24 protein-coding genes are annotated in these 24,452 nt (G+C 70.8%); 11 read left to right on the forward strand and 13 right to left on the reverse strand.

Annotated elements, in window-relative coordinates; genetic code table 11:
• Positions 1 to 5 precede the first annotated feature (5 nt).
• Positions 6 to 854, reverse strand: a complete 849-nt coding sequence (gene sseA, locus ACLBX8_RS24865; protein ID WP_447715871.1) for a 3-mercaptopyruvate sulfurtransferase — start codon at positions 852 to 854, stop codon at positions 6 to 8.
• Positions 855 to 1,232: 378 nt separating this feature from the next.
• Between sseA and ACLBX8_RS24870 the strand changes: the two genes are divergently transcribed.
• A complete protein-coding gene (locus tag ACLBX8_RS24870) occupies positions 1,233 to 1,490 on the forward strand; it encodes a GcrA family cell cycle regulator (protein ID WP_012320730.1) in 258 nt (85 codons plus the stop codon).
• A gap of 25 nt (positions 1,491 to 1,515) precedes the next feature.
• Here the strand turns inward: ACLBX8_RS24870 and ACLBX8_RS24875 are convergent, their stop codons facing one another.
• The 7 genes from ACLBX8_RS24875 to cpaB all read right to left on the reverse strand — a co-directional run bounded on the left by ACLBX8_RS24875 (position 1,516) and on the right by cpaB (position 9,595).
• Positions 1,516 to 2,493: a type II secretion system F family protein gene (locus tag ACLBX8_RS24875; RefSeq protein ID WP_447700600.1), complete on the reverse strand. Its 978-nt coding sequence runs from the start codon at positions 2,491 to 2,493 to the stop codon at positions 1,516 to 1,518.
• Between the two features lie 31 nt (positions 2,494 to 2,524).
• Positions 2,525 to 3,502, reverse strand: coding sequence for a type II secretion system F family protein (locus ACLBX8_RS24880; RefSeq protein WP_020095644.1), 978 nt, complete (start codon positions 3,500 to 3,502; stop codon positions 2,525 to 2,527).
• Positions 3,503 to 3,506: 4 nt separating this feature from the next.
• Complete coding sequence (locus ACLBX8_RS24885; RefSeq protein WP_026605321.1) at positions 3,507 to 4,955, reverse strand: CpaF family protein; 1,449 nt, start codon at positions 4,953 to 4,955, stop codon at positions 3,507 to 3,509.
• A gap of 57 nt (positions 4,956 to 5,012) precedes the next feature.
• Positions 5,013 to 6,257 carry an AAA family ATPase gene (locus ACLBX8_RS24890; RefSeq protein WP_056526226.1) on the reverse strand — a complete coding sequence of 415 codons (1,245 nt, stop codon included), beginning with the start codon at positions 6,255 to 6,257 and terminating at the stop codon, positions 5,013 to 5,015.
• Between the two features lie 78 nt (positions 6,258 to 6,335).
• On the reverse strand, positions 6,336 to 7,115 hold the full coding sequence (locus ACLBX8_RS24895) for a CpaD family pilus assembly protein (RefSeq protein ID WP_447715872.1): 780 nt from the start codon (positions 7,113 to 7,115) through the stop codon (positions 6,336 to 6,338).
• A 30-nt stretch (positions 7,116 to 7,145) separates the two neighbouring features.
• Positions 7,146 to 8,774 carry a type II and III secretion system protein family protein gene (locus ACLBX8_RS24900; RefSeq protein ID WP_447715873.1) on the reverse strand — a complete coding sequence of 543 codons (1,629 nt, stop codon included), beginning with the start codon at positions 8,772 to 8,774 and terminating at the stop codon, positions 7,146 to 7,148.
• Between the two features lie 5 nt (positions 8,775 to 8,779).
• Positions 8,780 to 9,595, reverse strand: coding sequence for a Flp pilus assembly protein CpaB (cpaB, locus tag ACLBX8_RS24905; protein WP_020095649.1), 816 nt, complete (start codon positions 9,593 to 9,595; stop codon positions 8,780 to 8,782).
• 257 nt (positions 9,596 to 9,852) lie between these two features.
• On the opposite strand from cpaB, the gene ACLBX8_RS24910 reads away from it, so the two are divergent.
• Positions 9,853 to 11,082, forward strand: a complete 1,230-nt coding sequence (locus ACLBX8_RS24910; protein ID WP_447715874.1) for an ABC transporter substrate-binding protein — start codon at positions 9,853 to 9,855, stop codon at positions 11,080 to 11,082.
• 131 nt (positions 11,083 to 11,213) lie between these two features.
• On the opposite strand, the gene ACLBX8_RS24915 is transcribed toward ACLBX8_RS24910, so the two are convergent.
• Positions 11,214 to 12,377 carry an iron-containing alcohol dehydrogenase gene (locus ACLBX8_RS24915; protein ID WP_427510483.1) on the reverse strand — a complete coding sequence of 388 codons (1,164 nt, stop codon included), beginning with the start codon at positions 12,375 to 12,377 and terminating at the stop codon, positions 11,214 to 11,216.
• A gap of 87 nt (positions 12,378 to 12,464) precedes the next feature.
• Positions 12,465 to 13,373, reverse strand: coding sequence for a LysR family transcriptional regulator (locus ACLBX8_RS24920; protein ID WP_447700603.1), 909 nt, complete (start codon positions 13,371 to 13,373; stop codon positions 12,465 to 12,467).
• Positions 13,374 to 13,489: 116 nt separating this feature from the next.
• On the opposite strand from ACLBX8_RS24920, the gene ACLBX8_RS24925 reads away from it, so the two are divergent.
• The 8 genes from ACLBX8_RS24925 to ACLBX8_RS24960 all read left to right on the forward strand — a co-directional run bounded on the left by ACLBX8_RS24925 (position 13,490) and on the right by ACLBX8_RS24960 (position 22,400).
• Complete coding sequence (locus tag ACLBX8_RS24925) at positions 13,490 to 14,986, forward strand: CoA-acylating methylmalonate-semialdehyde dehydrogenase (protein WP_091980827.1); 1,497 nt, start codon at positions 13,490 to 13,492, stop codon at positions 14,984 to 14,986.
• A 122-nt stretch (positions 14,987 to 15,108) separates the two neighbouring features.
• Positions 15,109 to 16,254 (forward strand): isobutyryl-CoA dehydrogenase, encoded by a 1,146-nt coding sequence (locus tag ACLBX8_RS24930; RefSeq protein WP_447700604.1) that lies wholly within the window; start codon positions 15,109 to 15,111, stop codon positions 16,252 to 16,254.
• On the forward strand, positions 16,251 to 17,312 hold the full coding sequence (locus tag ACLBX8_RS24935; RefSeq protein ID WP_447700605.1) for an enoyl-CoA hydratase/isomerase family protein: 1,062 nt from the start codon (positions 16,251 to 16,253) through the stop codon (positions 17,310 to 17,312). Before ACLBX8_RS24930 ends, ACLBX8_RS24935 begins: the two co-directional genes overlap by 4 nt.
• A 234-nt stretch (positions 17,313 to 17,546) precedes the next feature.
• On the forward strand, positions 17,547 to 18,440 hold the full coding sequence (gene mmsB, locus ACLBX8_RS24940) for a 3-hydroxyisobutyrate dehydrogenase (RefSeq protein WP_447700606.1): 894 nt from the start codon (positions 17,547 to 17,549) through the stop codon (positions 18,438 to 18,440).
• Positions 18,437 to 19,216, forward strand: a complete 780-nt coding sequence (locus ACLBX8_RS24945; protein WP_020095657.1) for an enoyl-CoA hydratase — start codon at positions 18,437 to 18,439, stop codon at positions 19,214 to 19,216. The genes mmsB and ACLBX8_RS24945 overlap by 4 nt, the downstream gene beginning before the upstream one ends.
• A 14-nt stretch (positions 19,217 to 19,230) precedes the next feature.
• Positions 19,231 to 19,665 (forward strand): hypothetical protein, encoded by a 435-nt coding sequence (locus ACLBX8_RS24950; protein WP_447700607.1) that lies wholly within the window; start codon positions 19,231 to 19,233, stop codon positions 19,663 to 19,665.
• Between the two features lie 45 nt (positions 19,666 to 19,710).
• Positions 19,711 to 21,432 (forward strand): AMP-binding protein, encoded by a 1,722-nt coding sequence (locus ACLBX8_RS24955; RefSeq protein ID WP_447715875.1) that lies wholly within the window; start codon positions 19,711 to 19,713, stop codon positions 21,430 to 21,432.
• A 368-nt stretch (positions 21,433 to 21,800) separates the two neighbouring features.
• Complete coding sequence (locus tag ACLBX8_RS24960; RefSeq protein ID WP_447700609.1) at positions 21,801 to 22,400, forward strand: transglutaminase-like cysteine peptidase; 600 nt, start codon at positions 21,801 to 21,803, stop codon at positions 22,398 to 22,400.
• Between the two features lie 7 nt (positions 22,401 to 22,407).
• Here the strand turns inward: ACLBX8_RS24960 and ACLBX8_RS24965 are convergent, their stop codons facing one another.
• Positions 22,408 to 22,665, reverse strand: coding sequence for a hypothetical protein (locus ACLBX8_RS24965; protein WP_012320711.1), 258 nt, complete (start codon positions 22,663 to 22,665; stop codon positions 22,408 to 22,410).
• Between the two features lie 319 nt (positions 22,666 to 22,984).
• On the opposite strand from ACLBX8_RS24965, the gene ACLBX8_RS24970 reads away from it, so the two are divergent.
• Positions 22,985 to 23,692, forward strand: a complete 708-nt coding sequence (locus ACLBX8_RS24970; RefSeq protein ID WP_026605326.1) for a transglutaminase-like cysteine peptidase — start codon at positions 22,985 to 22,987, stop codon at positions 23,690 to 23,692.
• Positions 23,693 to 23,698: 6 nt separating this feature from the next.
• Here the strand turns inward: ACLBX8_RS24970 and ACLBX8_RS24975 are convergent, their stop codons facing one another.
• Together ACLBX8_RS24975 and ACLBX8_RS24980 are read right to left on the reverse strand one after the other, a co-directional pair.
• Positions 23,699 to 24,028 (reverse strand): DUF6949 family protein, encoded by a 330-nt coding sequence (locus ACLBX8_RS24975; protein WP_020095662.1) that lies wholly within the window; start codon positions 24,026 to 24,028, stop codon positions 23,699 to 23,701.
• 146 nt (positions 24,029 to 24,174) lie between these two features.
• Positions 24,175 to 24,390 carry a DUF3126 family protein gene (locus tag ACLBX8_RS24980; protein ID WP_007565940.1) on the reverse strand — a complete coding sequence of 72 codons (216 nt, stop codon included), beginning with the start codon at positions 24,388 to 24,390 and terminating at the stop codon, positions 24,175 to 24,177.
• Between the last annotated feature and the right edge of the window lie 62 nt (positions 24,391 to 24,452).

The raw sequence follows: 24,452 nt of genomic DNA on the forward strand, positions 1-24,452 counted from the left end.
GCGCGCTACGGCGCGCCCGTCGCCACCGCCCGGGCCGGGTCGGCGCCCCATTCCGACCAGGAGCCGTCGTAGAGCCCCCGCGCCGGGCGGCCCATGGTCTCCAGCGCCAGCGCGATGATCGCAGCGGTCACGCCGGAGCCGCAGGTGGTCACGATCGGCCGGTCCGGATCGACGCCGTTCTCGGCGAAGACCGCCTTCAGCTCCTCGGGGCTCTTCATCCGGCCGTCGCGCTGGAGGGCCGCGTAGTGCAGGTTGCGCGCGCCGGGCATGTGCCCCGGCCGGACGCCGGGGCGGGGCTCCGGCTCCTCGCCGCGGAACCGCGTGCCCGAGCGAGCGTCGACGACCTGCGCCGAGCCGCTGTCCAGGGCGCGGGCGACGTCGTCCGCGTCCGCCACGGCGCCGTGGTCGAAGCGGGCGGTGAAGTGCCGCCGCTCGGGCTGGCGCGGCTCGCCCTCCTCGGTCGGGTAGCCCGCCGCCACCCAGGCCGGCAGGCCGCCGTCCAGCACCAGCGCGTCGCGCACGCCGAAGGCCTTGAGCATCCACCAGACCCGCGGGGCGGAGAACAGCCCCTGCCCGTCGTAGACGACGATCTGCATGCCGTCGCCGATGCCGAGCGCGCGCATCCGCGCCGCGAACACCTCGGGCCGCGGCAGCATGTGCGGCAGGTTCGACTCGGTGTCGCTCATGGCGTCGAGATCGAAGCGGCGGGCGCCGGGTATGTGGGCGGTGCGGAACTCGGCCTCGGGATCGCGGCCCGCTGCGGGCAGGTACCAGGAGGCGTCGAGCACGACGATGTCGGGGGCCGCGAGGCGGTCGTGCAGCCATTCGGGTGACACGAGGGGCGCTTGGGCCATGGTCGGCGGATCCGGCTCTGTTCGCGTTGCGGACTCACAGAACCACAGGTCGCCCAGCGTTGCACGCCCGGGCCATCGCGGGACGGCGGCGTTCGGGCGGATTCGTCAGCCGCGCCAATGCCAATCGAGCGCGCGCCGGATCGGGTGAGCTACGCATCCCGCACCGTGGTCCGATGCATCCAGCGCAGGCTGGTCTTGTTTTAAAGAGCCGTAACCCCAGTTACGACACCATGATGACGCCAATCGCGTCGGCCGTCCGGCCGGCATCGTGTTGGCCGCCCCGGACGTTCCGCTCGCGGACGCGATACGGGGACGTCGCCTGAACGAGATGCGTTCAAACCTTCCCTGTCTGCCCGGGCGCCCGACCCACCGTGCAGGATGCTTATTGAGCCGATCGACACCATGAATCAACTCGTCCGCATGTCCCAGATCGGCGACGCCGAGACCGTCGAGGAGCCGTCGGCCGACCTGCGCGTGCCCTTCGCGCAGTCCGGCGCCTTCGTGTGCAAGTACATCATCGGCGAGCCGAATGACCGCGCCGTCTGCTGCGGCGCCCCCGTGTCCGACGGCAAGAGCTGGTGCGCCTACCACCGCCGCATCGTGTTCGAGCCGACCCGCCCCGGCCGCATCCGCTGAGCCACTCCCTGCGCCATCCCGGCCGTCACTGCGTCCGCATGATCTGGATGACCGCCGGGGTGATGATGACGACGAACAGCACGGGCAGGAAGAACAGGATCATCGGTACGGTGAGCTTCGGCGGCAGACCGGCCGCCTTCTTCTCGGCCTCGTTCATGCGCATGTCGCGGCTTTCCTGGCTCAGCACCCGCAGCGCCTGACCGACCGGCGTGCCGTAGCGCTCGGCCTGGATCAGCGCCGTCGCCACGGACTTCACCGGCTCGAGGCCGGTGCGCATCACGAGGTTCTCGTAGGCCTGACGCCGGTCGGGCAGGAACGACATCTCGGCGGTCATCAGCGCGAGTTCCTCGGCCAGCACGACCGAGGACGTGGCGATCTCGGTGCTCACCTTCCGGAACGCGTTCTCGATCGCCATGCCGGATTCGACGCAGATCAGCGTGAGGTCGAGGGCGTCCGGCCACGCCTTGCGGATCTCGGTCTGGCGCTTCTTGGCGGTGTTCACCAGGAACAGCTCGGGCGCCTTGATGCCCATGTAGGCCGCGCCGATCACCAGCCCGAACCGCATGAGGTACGAGGCGTCGAGCACCTCCAGCACGAACAGGTAGAACAGGGCCGCGATCACCGCCGCGACCGGCACGACGAGGCGGAAGAACAGGAAAGCGGTCTCCGCCCCCTGGCCGCGGTATCCTGCCTGCATCAGCTTGCGCTTGGCCGTGTCCGTGCCGAGCCAGCGGCGCAGCTGGTACTTCTCGACGACCGACTTCATGTAGGCCTTCGGCTCCGTGCGCAGCGTCGCCCGGTTGCCGGTCCGCTCCGCGCTCAGCCGCTCGCGCCGCCGGATCTGCTCGCGCTCGTCGCTGACGAGCTTCATCCGCTTGCCGAGCCGGTCGGTCTCCAGGAAGGGCTGCGCCACCGCGTAGGCGGTCGCGGCCGCCGCGACGGCGGTCAGCAGCGTGCCCATGAAGCGGGGATCGAACAGCTTCTCGGCGATGGCGTCGATCATCGGGCGGGATCCGGCAGACGGCGCACCGCGCCTAGAACTCGAAGGCGATCATTTTCTTGATGGTGAAGATGCCGATGGACATCCAGATCGCCGCGCCGACCAGGGCGATCTTGCCCGTGTCGGTGGTCCAGAGCAGCGAGATGTAGTCGGGGCTGGTGAGCGCGGTGATGCCCGCCACCGCGAAAGGCAGGCAGGCGATGATCGAGGCCGAGGCCTTGGCCTCCATGCTCATCGCCTGGACCTTGCCGCGCATCTTGGCGCGGTCGCGCAGCACCGTGGAGAGGTTGTTCAGCGCCTCGGAGAGGTTACCGCCCGACTGCTGCTGGATGTTGATCACGATGGCGAAGAAGTTCACCTCGGCGGTGGGCACGCGCTCGAATAGCCGCGTGCAGGCCTCGCCGAGGGACAGGCCCATCGCCTGCGTCTCTACCACGGTCCGGAACTCGCTGCGCACCGGCTCCTCGGCCTCGCGCGAGACCATGCGGAAGCAGTCGCCCACCGGGATGCCGGTGCGGATGCCGCGGACCACCACGTCGACGGCGTTGGGCAGCTCCTTGTTGAACTTCGCGATGCGCTTGAGCCGCAGGTGGCGCAGCAGGTAGGCCGGCAGGCCGAAGCCGCCCGCGAAGGCGGCGCCGAGCGCCGCCAGGGCGTTGTCGGTGATGACGAAGAGCAGGAGCCCGAAGACGACCCCGCTCAGGGCCGAGACCCCGTAGAAGGTCTGCTTCGTCCAGCCGAGGCCGGCGCGGGCGAGCTTCAATTCCACGCTGGCCTTCGAGGCGCCCTTGGCCTTCGCCTCGATCTCGCTCAGCGTCTTGGCGACCTGCTCGCGCCGGTTGACGGCGACGCCCCGGGTCGCCGCCCCCGAGGCGGAGACGCTGATCGTCTTCAGGCGCTTGGTGGCCCGGCGCTCGCCGCCGAGCAGGGGCAGGACCGCCACGTAGGCGATGGCGGCCACCGCGATACCGGCGAGGCCGGCGGCGATCGGCAGGTTGGAGGCGTCCGCCATCGGCTCAGTTCCGGTCGACGACCTCGGCGGCGTCGAGCGCCTCGCCGAGCCGCTGTTCGAGGCCGTAGTAGCGGGCGCGCTCCCAGAATTTCGGCCGGCCGACGCCGGTGGAGCGGTGACGCCCGATCAGCTTGCCGTTCGCGTCCTCGCCGACGATGTCGTAGAGGAACACGTCCTGGGTGGTGATGACGTCGCCCTCCATGCCGAGCACCTCGGTGATGTGGGTGATGCGCCGGGAGCCGTCGCGCAGACGCATCGCCTGGATCACGACGTCGATCGAGCCGCAGATCATCTCGCGTAGGGTCCGCGACGGCAGGGTGAAGCCGCCCATCGAGATCATCGATTCGATACGCGACAGGCACTCGCGCGGGCTGTTGGCGTGGAGCGTGCCCATCGAGCCGTCGTGGCCGGTGTTCATCGCCTGGAGCAGATCGAAGGCCTCCGGTCCGCGCACCTCGCCGACGATGATCCGCTCCGGGCGCATGCGCAGGCAGTTCTTCACGAGGTCGCGCATGGTGACCTGGCCCTGGCCCTCCATGTTGGGCGGCCGTGTCTCCAGGCGCACGACGTGCGGCTGCTGAAGCTGCAGCTCGGCCGCGTCCTCGCAGGTGATGACCCGCTCGTCGTGCTCGATGAAGGCGGTGAGGCAGTTGAGCAGCGTGGTCTTGCCCGAGCCCGTGCCGCCCGAGATGACCACGTTGCAGCGCGACTGGCCGATGATCTTGAGGACCTCGGCGCCCTCCGGCGAGATCGCCCCGAAGCGCACGAGCTGCTCCAGGGTGAGCTTGTCCTTCTTGAACTTGCGGATCGTGAGCGCCGGACCGTCGATGGCGAGCGGCGGCGCGATGACGTTGACGCGGGACCCGTCCGGCAGGCGCGCGTCGCAGATCGGCGAGGCGTCGTCGACGCGCCGGCCGACCTGGCTGACGATGCGCTGGCAGATGTTCATCAGCTGCTGGTTGTCGCGGAACCGCACGCTGGTCAGCTGGATCTTGCCGTTGACCTCGATGAAGGTCCGGTGGGCGCCGTTGACCATGATGTCGGCGATGTCGTCGCGGGCGAGCAGCGGCTCCAGCGGGCCGTAGCCCAGCACGTCGTTGCAGATGTCGTCGAGCAGTTCCTCCTGCTCGGAGATCGACAGGACGATGTTCTTGAGCCCGATGATCTCCGTGACGATGTCGCGGATCTCCTCGCGCGCGGTCTCGGCGTCGAGGCGCGAGAGCTGCGTCAGGTCGATCGCCTCGATCAGGGCGCCGAAGATCAGGCTCTTGGTGCGGTAGTAATCCTCCGAGCGCGCGGTCTCGACGACGACCGGGGCCGCCGGCGCCGGGCGCTGGGCCGGCGCGGGCGCCGGCGCGTCGCGCAGCACCGGCGTGGCCGGGGCCGGGGTCCGCATCTGCGGCATCGGCGGGGGCGGCGCCGACGCGCCGCCGGACTGTCGCCTACCGAACATGGGTCAGAGCCCCGACGCTGACCCGCGGCACTGGCCGGGTGAGGGATCGCGTCCGCATCAGGATGCCTTGCGGCCGGAAAGCTTGGCGAGCAGCGGCTCCAGCAGGCTCGGACGACCCCGCCGGCTCTCGGGACGTCCGAGGGTCATGGCCGCCAGGTCGTTGAACAGCTCCGCCACCTTCGAGCCCGCCTGGATCTCGGCGATCATCTGGCCGTTGTTGGCGGCCGTGCCGAACAGGGTCGGCTCGAACGGGATCGTCAGGGCCACCGGCGCCTCCAGGGCCTTGGCGAACTCGGCGGTGCCGATCTCGGGGCGCTTGGGCACGCCGACGCCGTTCAGCACGATGCGGGGCGGTTGGTCGTTCGGGCGACCGTGCTTCAGCGCGCCGAGGAGGTTCTTGGCGTTGCGCAGGCAGGCGAGGTCGGGCCCGGTCACGATCAGGATCTCGTCGGCCGCCGTGAGGACGCGCTTCGTCCACGCGTTCCACTGGTGGGGGATGTCGAGAACCACGCACGGGACGCTCGCCCGCATGTGCTCGATCAGGGTGTCGAAGGCCGGCTCGGACAGGTCGATGGTCCGGTCGAGGCTCGCCGGGGCCGAGAGCAGGCTCAGGTTGTCGCTGCACTTGGACAGCAGCCGCTCGACCAGGGCGGAGTCCAGCCGCTCGGGGGCGAACACCGCCTCGGCGATGCCCTGGGGCGGGTCCTGGTTGAAGTTGAGCGAGGCGGTGCCGAAGGCGATGTCGAGATCGGCGATCACCGTCTGGACGCCCTGACCCCGGGCCACCGACCACGCGAAATTATGCGCCACGGTCGAGGCGCCGATGCCGCCCTTGACGCCGTAGACCGCCACGGTCCGGCCCACCGGCTTGACGCCCGGGGCCGTGAACAGGTCGGAGATCGCCGCGATGAGCGTCAGGGGCTCGACCGGCGCCATCAGGTAGTCGGACACCCCGCGCTGGATCAGCTGGCGGTAGAGCATCACGTCGTTGACGTGACCGATCACCAGGACGCGGGTCCCCTCGTCGCAGACCTCGGCCAATGCGTCGAGGCACTCGATCGGCCGCGAGCGCGCGCCCTGGATCTCGAGGACGATGACGTTGGGCGTCGGCGCGTGCCGGTACGCCTCGATCGCCGCGGCCCCGCCGCCCATCCGGACCTTGACCTGCGCCTTCTGCATGCGCCGGTCGAGGGCCGCGCCCTCGATCATCGCCGCGGTCTCGCCGGTCTCGCAGAAGGCCTGGATGGTGATCCGGGGCACCGGGGCGATCGTGCGCTCGGTTGTCTCGGACAGCTCTGCCATGACGGCGCTTTCGGGTTCGCGTGCGGGGTGCGGCGTTGCGATCGGCGGCGGGGCTGCCCATCCCCGGCGCCGGCTGTCTCAGTTCGTGACCTGGGCCTTCACGGCGGTCTGCCCATCTTGCCGCCATGTGGTTGACGGATCCTTGCCGTCCCGCAACTGGCCAATGTCCCGGACCCGCTTGACCGTGTCGATGCGGCCCTCGGGCCGGCCGCGCACGAGGTCGACCGGGTCGGCGACCTGGGCGGCGACGTTGGACTGCATGGCGCAGCCCAGGTTCCAGCTCGGCCGGTTGTTGTAGTCGGTCGCGAAGTTGCCGGCCCCGAGGTCCTGGGGCCAGAGGCCGCAGGCATCGCCCACCTTGGCCTGCATGCGCTGGAAGCTCAGCCGGATCGGCGCAGCGAGGGTCGGCGCCGCCACCGCGTAGCCGCTGACGGCGATCTCGCGGGCGTTGACGCCGTTCTGCGTGCCGAGCCGGCCGAGAACCGAGGCCGTCCGCTGCACGGCGGCGACCTGGTCGGGCGGGACGCCCTGGGGTACCTGCATCAGAAGGGTTCCGCGGCCGTAGCGCCGGTACTCCAGCATGAAGGCGTCGACATCGGTCGCCTGGCGCGGGTCCAGATGGCCCGTGCCGGTCGGGAACACGTCGAGGCTGCGGGGCCCGTCGGTCAGCACGATCGGGTGGCGCGCGCGGTAATCCGTGACGTCGATGCCGCCAGTCGTGACGGGATCGGTCTTGCAGGCCGCCGCGAGGGCGGAGAGCGCGCAGGCGGCGAGCACGCTCGCGGCGCGGCGCGGCAGTGCGGGCGGGTGACGTCCGGTCGTGGGTCCGGTCGTGGGTCCGGTCATGGGTCCGGTCATGGGTCCGATCCTGGGAGGCGCGGCGGGGCGCTACTCGACGATGAAGCCGACGCGGCCGCGGTAGGTGCGGCCGAGCGGCGCCGCGGCGGCCGCGCCGGGCGGGGCGACCTTGCCGTAGATGCGGTTGATCTGGCCGAGCAGCACGGTCTGGCCGTCGCTGGCGTCGACGAAGTTGTCGTCGGGCCGGCTGACCTGCTTCGCCTCCATCGGCCGGGCGATGTAGGGCGTGCACATGATCATCAGCTCGGTCTCTTGGCGCTGGTAGTCGCGGGAGCGGAACAGCGCGCCGAGGATCGGGAGGTTGATCAGGCCGGGCAGGCCGGCGATCGCCTGCCTGTTGACCTGCTGGATAAGGCCGGCGGTCATCATCACGCCGCCGGAGGGCAGCTCGACGGTGGTCTCGGAGCGGCGCACCCGCGTGCCCGGGACCGAGACCGAATTGTTGCCGACGACGTAGCTGAAGTTCTGCGTCGGATCGATCTCGGTCACGTCCGTGGCGACGCGGATCGAGATCCGGTTGTCGGCCAGCACTGTCGGGGTGAACGACAGGGCGACGCCGTAGGGCTTGTAGGTGATGCCGGGCGAGCAGACGCCGCCGACCGCGCAGGTGGCCGAGGACGGGACCGGGAACTCGCCGCCGGCCAGGAACTTGGCGGCCTCGCCCGAGATGGCGGTGAGCGTCGGCTCGGCCAGGATGCGCGAGACCCCGGCCTGCTCGAACGCCTTCAGGGTCGCCTGGAGCGAGAAGCCGCCCGCCTGGACGGAGGCCTGGATCTGGTTTCCGGTGGCGAGCCCCGGGTTCACCGGGAAGGGCAGGCTGTTGGTGATCACGTTCGGGATGTTCGCCGGCACCAGCGTGGCCGCCGCGGTGCCGCCGTTCACGAGCGTCTGCCCCAGGTTTCCGACCGGGTTCAGAGCCGACCAGTTGCCGGCCATGTTGATCCCGAACTGCTTCAGGACGTTGCGGGACACCTCCACCACGGTGACGCGGAGCATCACCTGGTCCTTGTTGCGGATCGTGAGGTTGTTGATCACCGCGCCCCGCGAGCCGGCGGCGACGCCGCCGCTGGCCGCGCCCGCCGCTCCCGCGGCCCCGGCGCCGCCAAGGCCCACGAAGGCGTTGGCGATGTCGATCGCCTGCTGCGCGTCCGCCGAGGAGTTGACCGCTCCCGACAGGAGCACCGAGGCGCCCGAGGAGCGCACGTCGAAGCGTCCGCCCGGGATGCTCTGGTTGAGCAGCTCGCGCAGGGTCCCGAGGTTCAGGTCCCGCGCCACCGTCACGTCGAGGGCGGCGATCTGGCGGCCCTCGGCATCCATGATGAAGATCGAGGTCGCGCCGTCCGCCATGCCGATCACGAAGACCTTGCGGGTCGAGCGGACCACGGCGTTGGCCACCGCGGGGTTGGCCACGAACACCTCCTTGGCATCCCGCGGCAGGTCGACGATGACGGACCGGCCCGCGGTCAGCTCGACCCGCCGGGTCGAGCTCGCTTCCGCGGCTCCGACCGTCAGGATCGGCGCCGGGCCGAAGGTCTGGCGGTCCTGGGAAGAGGCCGGCCCCGTCAGGGCGACGAGCAGCGCGAGGGCGCCGGCCGAGCAACGGCGCGGGCCGCGGTCGGGGCGCCGCGTCGGGCGTGTGAGGGACAGCGAAGCGGTCATGGCGGTCACGGCGTCTGCTGCCGCGCGACGCCGAAGCGCACCACGGTCAGGGCGGGTTCGGGCATCTGCGCGGCGGACGCGTCGGCCAGCGGTACGGCTTCCGGCGGCAGCCCGGCATCGGCGAGGCTGCGCAGGGAGAGCGTCAGGGCGCCGACCTTCTGGGCGAGCGCCAGGGTCTCGGCCTGCGCGGGCGTCACGGCCAGCGTCGCGGTCTCGCCGGTGACGACGTTGGTGCCGTTCTTCTCCTGGACCAGCTGACCGATTGCCAGGACGCGGATGTCGGTGAGGATCGTCTGGGAGAGCTGCACGTCGCTGTTGTTGGCCCGCGAATTGGACTCGTCGCGGAAGGTGCGGATCACGTCGACGCGGTCGTTCGGCAGGATGAAGCCGCCGGCCGAGTTGGTTCCGCGGCTGTCGGTGACGATGGCGACCGCGCGCATGCCGGGCGGCAGGATCGCCGCCATGAACCCGCTCTCCGGGCGCACCAGCTTCTGCGCGCGGATCGGCTCGCCCGTCAGGAAGCCCGAGCGCACGGACGCGCCCACGGTCTCCTCGAGGGCCTTGGGGTTGATCTTGCGGGTCATGTAGCCGTTGGCCACGGCGCCGTCCGGCCAGGGCTGCCAGCGCAGGTCCGCGGCCCGGAGCACCTGGCCCATGGGCATGTCGATGGCGGCCACGAGCACGTCGGTCGTCGGCTGCGGCGGCGCCTCGGCCGTCGGCGGCGGTGGCGGCGGTGGCGGATCGCCGCCGCTCATCAGGAAGGCCGCCCCGGTCCCCGCCGCGAGGGCGATACCGAGGACGGCGAAACGGGCTGGGTTCATCGCATCGCCACGCGCCGGAGACGGCCGGATTGCCGTCCATGACCGGAACCTGCGCGGGGATTCGTGTAATTATGGTTAAGGTATTATAACCTCTGCCGTTGTCGTCGGTCCGGAAACGGGTCGATCGAAACCGCGTCACAATCCGCGGAATCCTTCAGCTCCCGCCCGACCTCGGCCGTGGCGCGGCGCCGGGTCGTCCCCTATCGTGCCGCCGGAACCGCCTCAGAAGCGGGCACTCGGGCGAACCGGGGGGAGACATGATCAGGACAATCGGCGGCGCGGTGATGGCGGCCGCTCTCGCGGGGACCGCGCTCGGCTCCGCTCCGGCGGCCGCGCAGGGAAGCTTCTCGGACAACGCGATACGGATCGGCGTCCTCAACGACCAGTCCGGCCTCTACGCCGAGTACGGCGGCCAGGGCTCGGTCGAGGCCGCCCGGATGGCGGTGGAGGACATGGGCGGCAAGATCGGCAGCGTGCCGATCGAGATCCTCACGGCCGACCACCAGAACAAGCCCGACATCGCCTCGGCGATCGCCCGGCAATGGTACGACCGCGACAATGTCGACGCGATCATGGAGCTGACCACCTCCTCGGTGGCGCTGGCGGTCCAGGGCCTGTCCAAGGAGAAGAAGAAGATCACCATCACCACCGGGGCCGCGACCAGCGACCTCACCGGCAAGGCGTGCTCGCCCTACGGCTACCATTGGGCATTCGACACGCGGGCGCTGGCGGTGGGCACCGGCGGCGCGCTGACCCGGGCGGGCGGCAACACGTGGTTCTTCCTCACCGCCGACTACGCCTTCGGCTCGGCGCTGGAGGCCGACACCAGCAAGGTCGTGCTCGCCAACGGCGGCAAGGTGCTGGGCAGCGTCCGGCACCCGCTCTCGAACCAGGACTTCTCGTCGTTCCTGCTCCAGGCGCAGGGCTCGAAGGCCAAGGTAATCGGGCTCGCCAATGCCGGCCTCGACACCTCGAACGCGATCAAGCAGGCCGCCGAGTACGGCATCGTCGAGGGCGGCCAGAAGCTCGCGGCGCTGCTGTTCACCCTCTCGGAGGTGCACGGGCTCGGCCTCAAGGTCGCCCAGGGCCTGACGCTCACCGAGGGCTGGTACTGGGACGCCAATGACGAGACCCGCGCCTTCGGCCAGCGCTACATGAAGCGCACCGGCCGGATGCCCAACATGATCCAGGCCGGCACCTACTCGGCGGTCCTGTCCTACCTGAAGGCCGTCAAGGCGGCCGGCACCGACGAGACCGACGCGGTGAACGCCAAGCTCAAGGAGCTGCCGGTGGACGACGTGTTCGCCCATGGCGGGATCGTGCAGCCGAACGGACGCATGGTCCACGACATGTACCTGTTCGAGGTCAAGAAGCCGGCCGAGTCGAAGGGTCCGTGGGACCTCTACAAGCTGATCTCGACGATCCCCGGTAAGGAGGCCTTCGCCTCTCCGGCCGAGAGCGGCTGCTCGCTGACGGCGGCGAAGTAGGTCTCACCCCGTCATCGCGAGCGCAGCGCAGCGACCCGGGGCGGCGCGTCCCTGGATTGCTTCGCTCCGCTCGCACAGACGGCGGCGGGTCGAATGTCCCGTCTCAGGATGTGCTCTACTCCGAGAGGGTATCACCCCGCCCAGACGCGCCGGTACAGGGCCACGATCTCGTCGGCGCTGGGCTCCACCGGGTTGTTGGCGGGGGAGCCGGAGGCCAGCGCCTGGGCCGCCATGGTGGGCAGCAGCGCCTCCCAGCGGGCCGGGTCGATCCCGTATTCCCGCGGTCCCGGCACGTCGAGGTCGTCGTTCAGCGCCTCGAGCTCGGTCACCAGGGCCGACACCGCCGAGCGGTCGTCGGTGTCCGGGCCGGCGATCTTCATGGCGCGGGCGCAGGCGGCGTAGCGGTCGATCGCGGCCGGGGCCGAGAAGGCCGTGACCGCCGGCAGCAGCATCGCGTTCGAGAGCCCGTGCGCGACGTGGAAATGCGCGCCGATCGGCCGGCTCATGCCGTGGACGAGCGCCACGGAGGCGTTCGAGAAGGCGATGCCGGCCTGGGTCGCGCCGAGCATCATCGCCTCGCGGGCCGCCCGGTCGCCTGGATCGGTCCAGACCCGGCGCAGGTTCGGGGCGATCAACCGCATCGCCTGAAGCGCCAGCCCGTCCGAGAACAGGTTCGACTTGCGCGAGACGTAGGCCTCGATCGCGTGGGTCAGGGCGTCGATGCCGGTGTCGGCGGTGAGCCGCTTCGGCTTGGTGAGCGTCAGCTCGTAATCGACCAGGGCCGCCACCGGCAGGTAGGCGAGGCCGATGCAGAGCATCTTCTCGTCCGAGGCCTCGTCGGTCACGATGGTGAAGCGGGTCGCCTCCGAGCCGGTGCCGGCGGTGGTCGGGATCGCCACGATCGGCAGGCCGGGCTCGTCCTGCTGGCGCGGCGCCTTGTAGTCGCGCATGTGGCCGCCGTGGCGGGCGAGCACCGCCACCGCCTTGGCGGTGTCCATCGGGCTGCCGCCGCCGAAGCCGACCACGCAGTCGAAATCGCCCGCCTGGAGGGCCGCCAGCGCCGCCTCCACGGACGCCACGGTCGGGTCCGGCACGGTCTCGGAGAAGATTGTGGCCTGCGCGCCCGCCTTGGTCAGCCGCTCGAGCAGCGTGTCGGTGCGGCCGCTGCCGGCGAGATAGGGATCGGTGACTACGAAGGGCCGCGACAGGCCGAGCTGGCCGAGCACCTCCGGCAGGAGCCGCGAGGCGCCGGCGCCGACGCGCATCAGCCGGGGCAGGGCGATCGAGGCGACCATACTCTTGCTTCTCCCAACCGGCGCCTCTGCTGGTGCGCCGGAACGACGATCTTACGACCTGCGCCCGCCGGGCGAAACTGCCGGCGCTTACACTGCCGGCCCGGCGAAGAGCGCGGCGGCGGCCTCCACCTCGCCCGCGATGAAGCCCGCCACGGCGCGGATATGGGCGGCCTTCCGGTGATCCTCGTGGATGTGCATGTGGAACGAGCGGGTCAGCGACACTGCCCCGGGCAGCACCGGCACGAGCCCCGGATGGGCCGCCGCGATGAAGGCCGGCAGCACGCAGAGGCCTGCGCCGCCGAGCGTCGCGTGGACCTGGGCCAGGAGGTTGGTGGAGCGCAGACGCGCCGAGACCGGCGGGCCCAGGGCGCCGAGATAGTTCAGCTCGCGCGTGAACAGCATGTCCTCGATGTAGCCGACGAAGGGATGCCCCGAGAGATCTCCGACCTCCGCGATCGGCCCGGTTCCGGCGAGGTAGGATTCGGCCGCGTAGACGAGCAGCCGGTAATCGGTCAGGCGGCGCGCCACCACCCGGGCCTGCTGCGGGCCGGACAGGCCGATGACGATGTCGGCCTCGCGCTTCGACAGGCTGAAGATCCGGGCGGTCGCCATGATCTCGACCTCCAGCCCCGGATGGCGCGCGGTGAGCCGGTGCATCCGGGGGGCCAGGAACACGCTGCCGAACCCGTCCGGCGCGCCGATCCGCACCGTGCCGGAGACCGCCTGGGCGGCCTCCGTGGCGGCGCTCGCCGACAGGAACGCGCTCTCCATGGCCTCGGCGACGCCGAGCAGGTTCGCGCCGTCCTCGGTGAGCGCGTAGCCGAGGTTGCTGCGGTGGAACAGCCGGGCGCCGAGCCCTTCCTCCAGGGCGCGGATCCGGCGCCCGACCGTGGTGTGCTCGGTGCCGGTACGGGTCCCGGCGGCGCTCAGCGTTCCGGTCCGCGCTACGGCGAGGAAGAAGCGAAGGTCGTCCCAGTTGGGTCCCGTCCTGGCCATGATCGCACCCTCGCTGTGCATCGATGCACGACGGCTGTAAGCGCATCCGGCTTTATCGCTCAAGCGATCCTGATAGGGTGCGCCAAAATCGAACGCCACATCACAGGGAGGCGCGCATGCGCACGATCGGGCATTACATCGGCGGCCGGAACGTCGGCGGCGAGAGCGGGCGGTTCGCCGACGTGTTCCACCCCTCGACCGGCGAGGTGCAGGCCAAGGTCGCGCTCGCCAGCAAGGCCGAGATGCGCGCCGCGGTCGAGAACGCCGCAGCGGCCCAGCCGGCCTGGGCGGCGACCAATCCGCAGAAGCGCGCCCGCGTGATGATGCGCTTCCTCGAGCTCATCCGCGGCGAGAACGATTCGCTGGCCGAGCTGCTGGCCTCCGAGCACGGCAAGACCGTGCCGGACGCCAAGGGCGACATCCAGCGCGGCGTCGAGGTCGTGGAGTTCGCCTGCGGCATCCCGCACCTGCTCAAGGGCGAGTACACGGAAGGGGCGGGTCCCGGGATCGACGTCTACTCCCTGCGCCAGCCGCTGGGCGTCGTCGCCGGCATCACGCCGTTCAACTTCCCGGCCATGATCCCGCTGTGGAAATGCGCCCCGGCCATCGCCTGCGGCAACGCCTTCATCCTGAAGCCGTCCGAGCGCGACCCGAGCGTGCCGATCCGCATCGCCGAGATCTTCCTGGAAGCGGGCCTGCCGCCGGGCATCCTCAACGTCGTCAACGGCGACAAGGAGGCGGTCGACGCGATCCTCGACGACGAGGACATCAAGGCGGTGGGCTTCGTCGGCTCCTCGCACATCGCCGAGTACATCTACGTGCGCGCCGCCGAGACGGGCAAGCGCGCCCAGTGCTTCGGCGGCGCCAAGAACCACATGATCATCATGCCGGACGCCGACATGGGCCAGGCGGTCGACGCGCTGATCGGCGCCGGCTACGGCTCGGCCGGCGAGCGCTGCATGGCCATCTCGGTGGCGGTGCCGGTGGGCGAGCAGACCGCCGACCGCCTGATGGAGAAGCTGGTCCCGCGGGTCGAGTCGCTCAAGATCGGTCCCTCGCACGACGGCTCGGCCGATTACGGCCCGCTCGTCACCCGGGAGGCCGTGCAGAAGGTCGCGAGCTACATCGACAAGGGCGTAGCCGAGGGCGCGCAACTCGCCGTCGACGGCCGCGGCTTCAAGCTCCAGGGCTACGAGAACGGCTTCTACATGGGCGGCTCGCTGTTCGACCGCGTGACGCCCGACATGACGATCTACAAGGAAGAGATTTTCGGCCCCGTGCTCTCGGTGGTTCGGGCCAGGGATTACGAGGAGGCGCTGGCGCTGCCCTCGACCCACCAGTACGGCAACGGCGTCGCGATCTTCACCCAGGACGGCGACGCGGCCCGCGACTTCACCGCGCGGGTCAACGTCGGCATGGTCGGCGTGAACGTGCCGATCCCGGTCCCGATCGCCTACCACACCTTCGGCGGCTGGAAGCGCTCGGGCTTCGGCGACCTGAACCAGCACGGGCCGGACTCGATCCGCTTCTACACCAAGACCAAGACCGTGACGCAGCGCTGGCCGAGCGGCATCAAGAGCGGGGCGGAGTTCTCCATCCCGACGATGCGGTAGAGCGCGACGGCTCGAGGTGGGGCCCGGGTCCCCCTCTCCCGCGCGGGGAGGGGGTACGGCCCGCCTTGGGGCGGCCGATGTGCGTACCTCGCGCGGTGGCTGACGAACATGAGGGAGTGCCCATGAGTTTCGGGCTCGACGAGGACCAGACCGCGATCCGCGAGATGGCCCTCGGCTTCGCGGCCGAGCACATCGCGCCGCACGCCCTCGACTGGGACCGCGACAAGACCTTCCCGGTCGAGACCCTGCGGGAAGCGGCCGCCCTCGGCATGGCGGGCATCTACGTCCGCGAGGATGTCGGCGGTTCCGGCCTGTCGCGCCTCGACGCGACGCTGATCTTCGAGGCGCTCAGCACCGGCTGCCCGACCGTGGCGGCGTTCCTGTCGATCCACAACATGTGCGCCTGGATGATCGACGCCTACGGCGACGACGATCAGCGCCGCCGCTGGCTGCCGTCGCTCATGGGCATGGAGCGGATCGCCAGCTACTGCCTCACCGAGCCGGGCTCGGGCTCCGACGCCGCGGCGCTCCGCACCCGCGCCGAGCGGGACGGCGGCCATTACGTGCTCTCCGGCGAGAAGCAGTTCATCTCGGGCGCCGGCGCCAGCGACCTCTACGTCTGCATGGTCCGCACCGGCGAGGCCGGCCCGGCGGGGATCTCCGCGATCGTGGTCGAGAAGGGCACGCCCGGCCTGTCCTTCGGGGCCGACGAGCGCAAGATGGGCTGGAACGCCCAGCCGACCCGCGCGGTGCGCTTCGACGGCTGCCGTGTGCCGGTGGGCAACCGCCTCGGCGCCGAGGGCCAGGGCTTCAAGATCGCCATGAGCGGCCTCGACGGGGGGCGGCTCAACATCGCGGCCTGCTCGCTCGGCGGCGCGCAGGCGGCCCTCGACAAGGCGCTCGCCTACATGGGCGACCGCCGCGCCTTCGGGGCGAGGCTCACCGACTTCCAGGCGCTGCAGTTCCGCCTCGCCGACATGGCGACGAGCCTGGAGGTGTCGCGCACCTTCCTGCGGCACGCGGCCGCCGCGCTCGACGCCAAGGACCCGGCCGCGACCCAGCTCTGCGCGATGGCCAAGCGCCACGTCACCGACGCGGCCTTCGAGGTCGCCAACCAGGCGCTCCAGCTTCACGGCGGCTACGGCTACCTCGCCGAGTACGGCGTGGAGAAGATCGTCCGCGACCTGCGCGTGCACCAGATCCTCGAGGGGACCAACGAGATCATGCGGCTGATCATCGCCCGCGGGCTGACCGGGGGCCGCCGATGAGCGACGTGATCGTCGAGCGGGTCGGCGCACTGGGCCGACTGCGGCTCAACCGGCCGAAGGCCCTCAATGCCCTGACCCACGGCATGGTCGGCGAGATCGACCGGGCGCTCGACCGGTTCTCGGCCGATCCGGGCATCGCCGCGGTGCTGCTCACCGGGGAGGGCGAGCGCGGCCTGTGCGCTGGCGGCGACCTGCGCTCCCTCTACGACAGCCCCGATACCGCCTTCGCCGAGACCTTCTGGCGGGACGAGTACAGGCTCGATGCGCGCATCGCGGCCTACGAGAAACCCTTCGTGGCGGTCATGGACGGCATCACCATGGGCGGGGGTGTCGGGCTCGCGGGCCACGCTGCGCACCGGATCGTCACCGAGCGTTCCCGCGTCGCCATGCCGGAGACCGGCATCGGCTACCTGCCGGATGTCGGCGGAACGTGGCTGCTGCCGCGCGCGCCCGGGGAACTCGGCACCTATCTCGGCCTGACCGGCGAGCCGGTCGGCGCCGCCGACGCGATCTTCTGCCGGCTGGCCGACGCCCTGGTGCCCTCCGCGGGTCTGCCTGACCTGATCGACGCCCTCGTGGCGCTCGACCCGGATGCCGGGCAGGCGGGCGTGCGGGACGCGATCGCACGGCTCGCCCGTGATCCGGAGCCGGCACCGCTCGCCGCGCACCGGGCGGTGATCGACCGCTGCTTCGCCTTCGACATGGTGGACGAGATCCTGTCGGCCCTGGCGGCGGACGGCTCGGACTTCGCCGCCGCGACCCAGGCGACGCTCCTGACCAAGGCGCCGTCGAGCCTCGTCCTGACGCTGTGCCTCCTGCGGCTCGGCCGCGGCGCGCCGAACCTGGAAGCCTGCCTGGAGCGCGAGTTCCACGCCTCGCTGGCGCTGCTAGCGGAGGGCGATTTCCGCGAAGGCATCCGCGCCGCGGTGATCGACAAGGACAAGAGCCCGCGCTGGAACCCGCCGACCCTCGACGCGGTCGATCCGGCGCGGATCGCCCGCTGGCTGGAGAAGCGGGCGGAGCCGGTCTTCTCGGACGCGCGCACGGGGCCTGTGTGATGTGAGATCGCGCGTCCCGGCATCGCTTCAAGGGCGCCTCCGGATCCCTTCGGAGCGCAGGTCCCCTCTCCCGTGCGGGAGAGGGACAGGGTGAGGGACCAGGTTTTTCCGGAGAGGGCGTATCCCTCACCCCGACCCTCTCCCGCACGGGAGAGGGGGCGTGTCGCGCTCGGTGCAGACCGACGTGGCCTGCCGTTGAGGTGAAGGTGCGCGAGGAGAGCAGGGAGAAGCAGGATGGCGCAGACCATCGGGTTCATCGGTCTCGGCAACATGGGCGGGCCCATGGCGGCCAACCTCGTGAAGGCGGGCCACACCGTACGGGGCTTCGACCTGGTGCCGGCCTCGCTGGAGGCGGCGCGCGCCGCGGGCGTCGCTGTCACCGGCTCGGCCCTGGAGGCGGCCCAAGGGGCGGACGTCGTCATCACCATGCTGCCCGCCGGGCGGCACGTGGTCGAGGTCTGGACGCAGCTCGCCGAGGCCCTGCCCGCCGGCACGCTCCTGATCGATTCCTCCACGGTGGACGTCGAGAGTGCCCGCAAGGCCCACGCCCTCGCGGAGGCACGGGGCTGCCTGTCGGTGGACGCGCCGGTCTCCGGCGGCACCGGCGGCGCCAAGGCCGGCACGCTGACCTTCATGGCCGGCGGCGCCGCCGCCGCCTTCGCCAGGGCCGAGCCGCTGCTGAAGGCGATGGGCAAGAACGTGTTCCATTGCGGCGATGCCGGTGCCGGGCAGGCGGCCAAGATCTGCAACAACATGATCCTCGGCATCTCGATGATCGGCGTCAGCGAGGCCTTCGCGCTCGGCGAGAAGCTCGGCCTGTCGCACCAGGCGCTCTACGACGTGGCCTCAGTCTCCTCGGGCCAGTGCTGGTCGCTGACCACCTACTGCCCGGTGCCGGGCCCGGTGCCGACCTCGCCGGCCAACAACGGCTACAAGCCGGGCTTCGCCGCCGCGCTGATGCTCAAGGACCTCCGACTCGCTCAGGCCGCCGCCATCGCCGCGGGGGCGGCGACGCCGCTGGGCGCGGAGGCCGCGCAGATCTACGGCCTGTTCGAGGGCGCGGGCCACGGGGGAGAGGACTTTTCCGCGATCATCCGTATGCTCCGCGGGCAGGGAGGCGAGTCGTGAGCGACACGTACGAGACGATCCTGACGGAGACGCGCGGGCGCGTCCTGCTGATCACCCTCAACCGGCCGAAGGCCCTGAACGCCCTCAACGCGCAGCTCACCCGCGAGGTGATCCGGGCGGCGACCGAGGCGGATGCCGATCCGGGGATCGGCTGCATCGTCCTCACCGGCTCGGCCAAGGCCTTCGCGGCCGGCGCCGACATCAAGGAGATGCAGCACGCCACCTACGCGGAGATGTATTCCGGCGACCGGTTCGCCGACTGGGACCGGTTCGTCGCCGTGCGCAAGCCGATCATCGCCGCGGTGGCGGGCTACGCGCTCGGCGGTGGCTGCGAGCTCGCCATGATGTGCGACATCATCCTGGCGGCCGACACGGCGCAGTTCGGCCAGCCCGAGATCAAGCTCGGCGTGATGCCTGGGATCGGCGGCAGCCAGCGGCTGACCCGCTTCGTCGGCAAGGCCAAGGCCATGGAGATGTGCCTGACCGGGCGGATGATGGACGCCGCCGAGGCCGAGCGCGCTGGCCTCGTCTCGCGCGTGATCGCGGCCGACCAGCTCCTCGACGAGGCGCTGAAGGCGGCCGAGACCATCGCGTCGATGTCGCTGCCGATCGCGATGATGACCAAGGAGGCAGTCAATCGGTCCTACGAGACCACGCTGACCGAGGGCATCCGGTTCGAGCGGCGGGTGTTCCACGCCATGTTCGCCACCAAGGACCAGAAGGAGGGTATGGCCGCCTTCGTAGAGAAGCGGCCGCCCCGGTTCGAGAACACCTGAGCGGGGACCAGGCGATGGATGTGCTGGACCACGACGAAGTCCGGTTCGAGATGGCCTTCCCGCGCGCAATCGTCGCCCAGAAGGCGCGCGGGCGCGAGGAGACCATCAACGAGCACCTCGTGAAGCTGCTCGCCTTCGACGTGCCCCAACGGACGCGGTCGGTCTGGCGGAAAGAGCTGACGCGCCATTTCCGTTTCCTGGCGGCGCTGCGGGTCAAGCCCGGCGCCAGCCTGATCCCGCCCCGCGATTGGTGGGCATGGCTCTACGCGGATCCATTCGAACACAACGAAGCCGGCTACACGGCCGGCCTGATCGCGCTGAACGCCGACGATTTCGCCCGCAACGACCGCAGTGTTGGGGCGATTGCCGGGCAGATCCGCGACTTCCACGCCGCCATGGTTCAGCGCCTCGCGCAGGGCGAGGCCGGTGAGGATCTGATCCCGGCCTGAAGACGCCGGGTCGGGATCGGTCAACGAGGACGAGGGGGAACGACCATGCCGAGCTTCCGGGAGGCCCGCGACCTTCTGCTGGCCCATCGCACCGACTACGCCGCCGCCGTCGCGGCCTTCGCGTGGCCGGACCCGGTGCCGTTCAACTGGGCGCTCGACTGGTTCGACGCCGTCCTCGCCAGCCCCGAGAGCCGCGACCGCGCCGCCCTGCGGATCGTCGAGGCTGGCAGCGGGGCCGAGCAGAGCCTCAGCTTCGGCGAGCTCGCGGCACGGTCCAATCAGGTGGCCAACCACCTGCGTCAGCTCGGCCTGAAGCGCGGTGACCACCTGCTCCTGCTGCTCGGCAACGTGCCGGCCCTGTGGGAGACCATGCTGGCCGCGATGAAGCTCGGCGCCGTGGTCATCCCGGCGACCACGCTGCTCACCGCCGACGAGCTCGCCGACCGCCTCGCCCGCGGCCGCCCGCGGGCGATCGTGGCCGGGCCGGAGCAGATCGCACGGTTCGCCGGCCTCGACACGGGCGGCGCCGTCCGCCTCGTCACCGGGGCTCCGACGGAGGGCTGGGCGGCCTACGACGACGCCTTCACGGCCTCGGACAGCTTCGCGCCGGACGCCCCGACCGCCGCCGACGACCCGCTGCTCCTCTACTTCACCTCCGGCACCACGGCGAAGCCGAAGCTGGTGCGCCACAGCCACCGCTCCTACCCGGTGGGCGCGCTCTCGACCATGTACTGGCTCGGGCTGCAGCCGGGGGACGTGCACTGCAACGTCTCCTCGCCGGGCTGGGCGAAGCACGCGTGGTCCTCGTTCTTCGCGCCCTGGAACGCCGGCGCGACGATCCTGGTGATCAACCAGGCGCCGTTCAACGCGGCCGCGCTGCTGGCGCAGCTGGAGCGCACCGGCGCCACGACGCTCTGCGCGCCGCCGACCGTCTGGCGGATGATCATCCAGGAGGACCTGTCCGGGAAGCGGCTCGCCCTGCGCGAGGTCTGCGCGGCGGGCGAGCCCCTGAATCCCGAGGTGATCGAGCGCGTGAAGAGCGCCTGGGGCCTCACGATCCGCGACGGCTACGGCCAGACCGAGACCACCGCGCTCATGGCCAACACGCCGGGGCAGCCGGTGGTGCCGGGCGCCCTGGGCCGGCCTCTCCCGGGCTACCGGGTGCGCGTCCTCGACCTCGACGGTCAGCCGGCCGCCGAGGGCGAGGTCTGCCTCGAACTCGGGGCCCACCGGCCCGCCGGCCTGATGCAGGGTTACGACGACGGCCAGGGCAACCTGTCGGGCGCGGCCGGCGACCTCTACCACACCGGCGACGTCGCCTTCGTGGACGAGCAGGGCTGCTACACCTTCGTCGGCCGCGCCGACGACGTGTTCAAGTCGTCGGGCTACCGAATCAGCCCCTTCGAGCTGGAGAGCGTGCTGATCGAGCACCCGGCCGTGGCCGAGGCGGCGGTGGTGCCTGTGCCCGACCCGATGCGTCACACCATCCCGAAGGCCTACGTGTCCCTGGTGGCCGGAGCGAGCCCCGGACCCGAGACGGCGCTCGACATCTTCCGCTTCACCAACGCCCGGCTCGCGACCTTCAAGCGCCTGCGCGGGCTCGAATTCGTCACCGATCTGCCCAAGACGATCTCGGGCAAGATCCGGCGGGTGCAGCTGCGCCGCCTGGAGCACGAGGGCATCACCGAGGACCCGCACCGGGGCCGCGCTTACACGCAGGCGGACTTCCCGGAGCTGAAGGGCGAGGCCGAGCGCAAGCTCGACTAGACGGCGGGCTGAGCGCATCCACTCCGTCATCGCGGGCGCGGCCAGGCGACCCAGGGCAGCGCGCCATCGGTCGGCTTGGCGCAGTCCTGGCGCGCCCCGCTGCGCTCGCGATGGCGGCTGCGCGCCTGAGGACTAAGGTCCCCGGGTGACGAACCCTCAAGGTTTTCGGTTTCCGAAGCCGAAGCCGCCGATTTACAAGGGTTCTCAAGTCTCCCGTCGACGCTGTCGCGCGTGAGCGGGCCCGCGCCGGCGGATCAGTAAAATTGCGCGCATCCGCTTCAGCGCCGCGGAGGCTCTGCGGCGCAATCCTGTCCTCAACAACGGGGACGGGTTCGATGGGCGCGGCGCTTCTCAGGACGGTTCGGGGGATGCTGGTCGGAGCGGCGACGCTGCTCGGCCTCGCCGCTCCGGTTCAGGCGCAGACGCTGGCGAGCCTGCCCGCGGACGTGGGCGCCAAGATCCTGGGCGACGCCAAGCCGATCGCGGCGTGGGTGACGTTCTGCCAGACCTACGCGGCGGAGTGCGCGCTGGACCGGGGCGAGCCGGCCCGGATCAGCCTGACGCCCGCCACCTGGGCGACGATCGTGTCGGTGAACCGGCGGGTCAACAAGGCGATCGAGCCGATGACCGACCAGGACCACCTGCACGTGGCCGACCGCTGGGACCTGGCCGAGGACGGCATCGGCGACTGCGAGGACTTCCAGCTGCTCAAGCGCCACATGCTGGCCGAGGCCGGCCTGCCGCGGCGGGCGATGCGCATGACCGTGGTGATCGACGAGAAGGGCGAGGGCCACGCCGTGCTGACCCTGATCACCGACCGCGGCGACCTGGTGCTCGACAACAAGACCAGCGCGATCCTGCCCTGGCACAAGACCGGCTACGTGTTCATCAAGCGCGAGAGCCAGGACGCCGTCGCCTGGGTCTCCCTCGGCGGCGTCACCTCCCCGGTCACCACCGCAAACCGGTGAAGCGGCCTCAGGCCGCCCGGCTCAGCGACGGCTGGGCGAGGCTCGCCACGTAGGACTCCACCCGGCCAATGAAAGCCGCGAGATGCGGGGCGACGCCCCGGAGACTGGCGAGATCCCGGACCAGGATGTCCCGCGACAGCGCCCTGTCGCCCTCGCTCGGCGCGTCGGCGAGGTAGGAATCGACCGCGTGCTCCGCGATATTGATCGCGCCGGCCCGACCATCCTCGGCGAGCGCTCTGATCACCTGCTGGATGGCGGGCTGCATGGCGGGTCCTTTCCTGGGGTGCGGCCCCGTCGGCGACGGGCTGGCCGGCTTCACGCGTCTCGATCGAGCCCGCCGCGAATCCCCCGTGCGAGCCGTGCTGAGAAGCCGGCAAAGCTGACGTGAATCAAGGCCTTCCGAGAAGGCGCAGAGCGGCTATTCACTCAGTGCATACGATTTCGGTCAGCCCCGCGGATGCAACACTCTCTTAAATCGGAACCGATACGGCTCCCCGCGCGTTAGCTGTCTCGTCCTGACCCATTGTGCGTCGCACGTGGCCGTGTCACCCTTCCGTCATCATCGGGCGGCGGGGGCTTGAACCATGCGGCACGCGGATGGCGGTATCTCGTGTCAGGTCTTCGGCCCGCTCCGTTGGCGCGGGTGGACGCACGCGGCGTGCCGCGCGCGGCAGGCGGCCAGTTTTGCCCTGCTCGGCACGATCCTCGCGATGGGCGGCGCCACGACCCACGCCCACGCGCGGCTGGTCCTGCCGGATCAGGTGACCGCCGCCGAACCGACCGGGCCGGTGCGGGCGATCGCGGGCTGGACGGATTTCTGCGCCCGCACGCCTCAGGAATGCACGGTCGACACGGCCGAGCCGGCCGAGATTTCCCTGACCGTGGCGGTGTGGCGGACCCTGCAGAGCGTCAACCGCCGCGTGAACGCGCGCATCCGGCCGATCACCGATCAGGCGCACTGGGGCGTCGTCGACCGCTGGGACTTCCCCGATGACGGGTTCGGCGATTGCGAGGATTACCAGCTGCTGAAGCGGCGGATGCTGGTGGAGCGCGGCCTGCCGCGGCGCGCCCTGCTGATGACCGTGGTGATCGACGAGACCAACGAGGGCCACGCGGTGCTGACGGTCCGGACCGACCGCGGCGACTTCATCCTCGACAACAAGACCGACGCGATCCGGTCCTGGCGCCGCACCGGCTACAACTTCATCAAGCGGGCCGGCCAGGACGGCGCGGCCTGGGTGTCCCTGGAGGGCAAGGACGGGACCGCGCAGGTGGCCACCGCCGAGCCCTGAACCCGGTCAGGCGCCGACCAGCATCGCGGCGAGGTCGAGGGCGACGCGGCCGGAGAGCAGGCTCCAGCCGCACGCGATGACCGTCGCCAGCATCACGAACGGGATCGGGCGCCCCTCGATCCGCCGGCCGCGCACCGTGTTGCGCAGGATGATGAACGGCGCCGAGAAGGCCAGCATCGGCAGGGCGGCGACCGCCGGCAGACCACCGCGCTCCAGCAGGCTGAAGCTCGCCCGCCGCGCCGCGAACAGCTCGAAGGCGCTGGCGATCAGGCCGGACAGCGCCAGTCCGATGCAGAGGGTCCGGATCGACTCGAGGGCGACGGGCGTGAGGACCATTATTCGCGCTCCTGATACAGGTTGCGCGCACTGTACTCACGCCGTTTACCGGTTGTTAAGCACGAGTCCTCGTTAGCGTTAATCCGTGCACAGGTGCGGCCGGCGGGACCCGATCCGAGACGCGGGTCCGGCCGGAGCGCGGGGCCTCAGGCCTCTTCCTCGAGATCGATGTCGAGGATCGCCATCCGGAAGACGAAGGAATCGTCGCCGTCCTCCTTGTCGTCGGCGATCACGCCGATCGACTCCTCGCCGATGAACACCTCGGCGGAGTCGCCGGTCTTCATCGCGGTGAGGCGGATATTGTTGTTCGCGAACTTGCGGCGCAGATAGTCCTGAAGCTTCGCGGTCTCGGCTTTGGTCACGCTGGTCGATCTCCCCTGGCGGCGCTGGCGCCGCGGATGGGCCGAGGGCTTGCCACGCCGCG

The sequence above is a fragment of the Methylobacterium sp. D48H genome, from assembly GCF_053345715.1.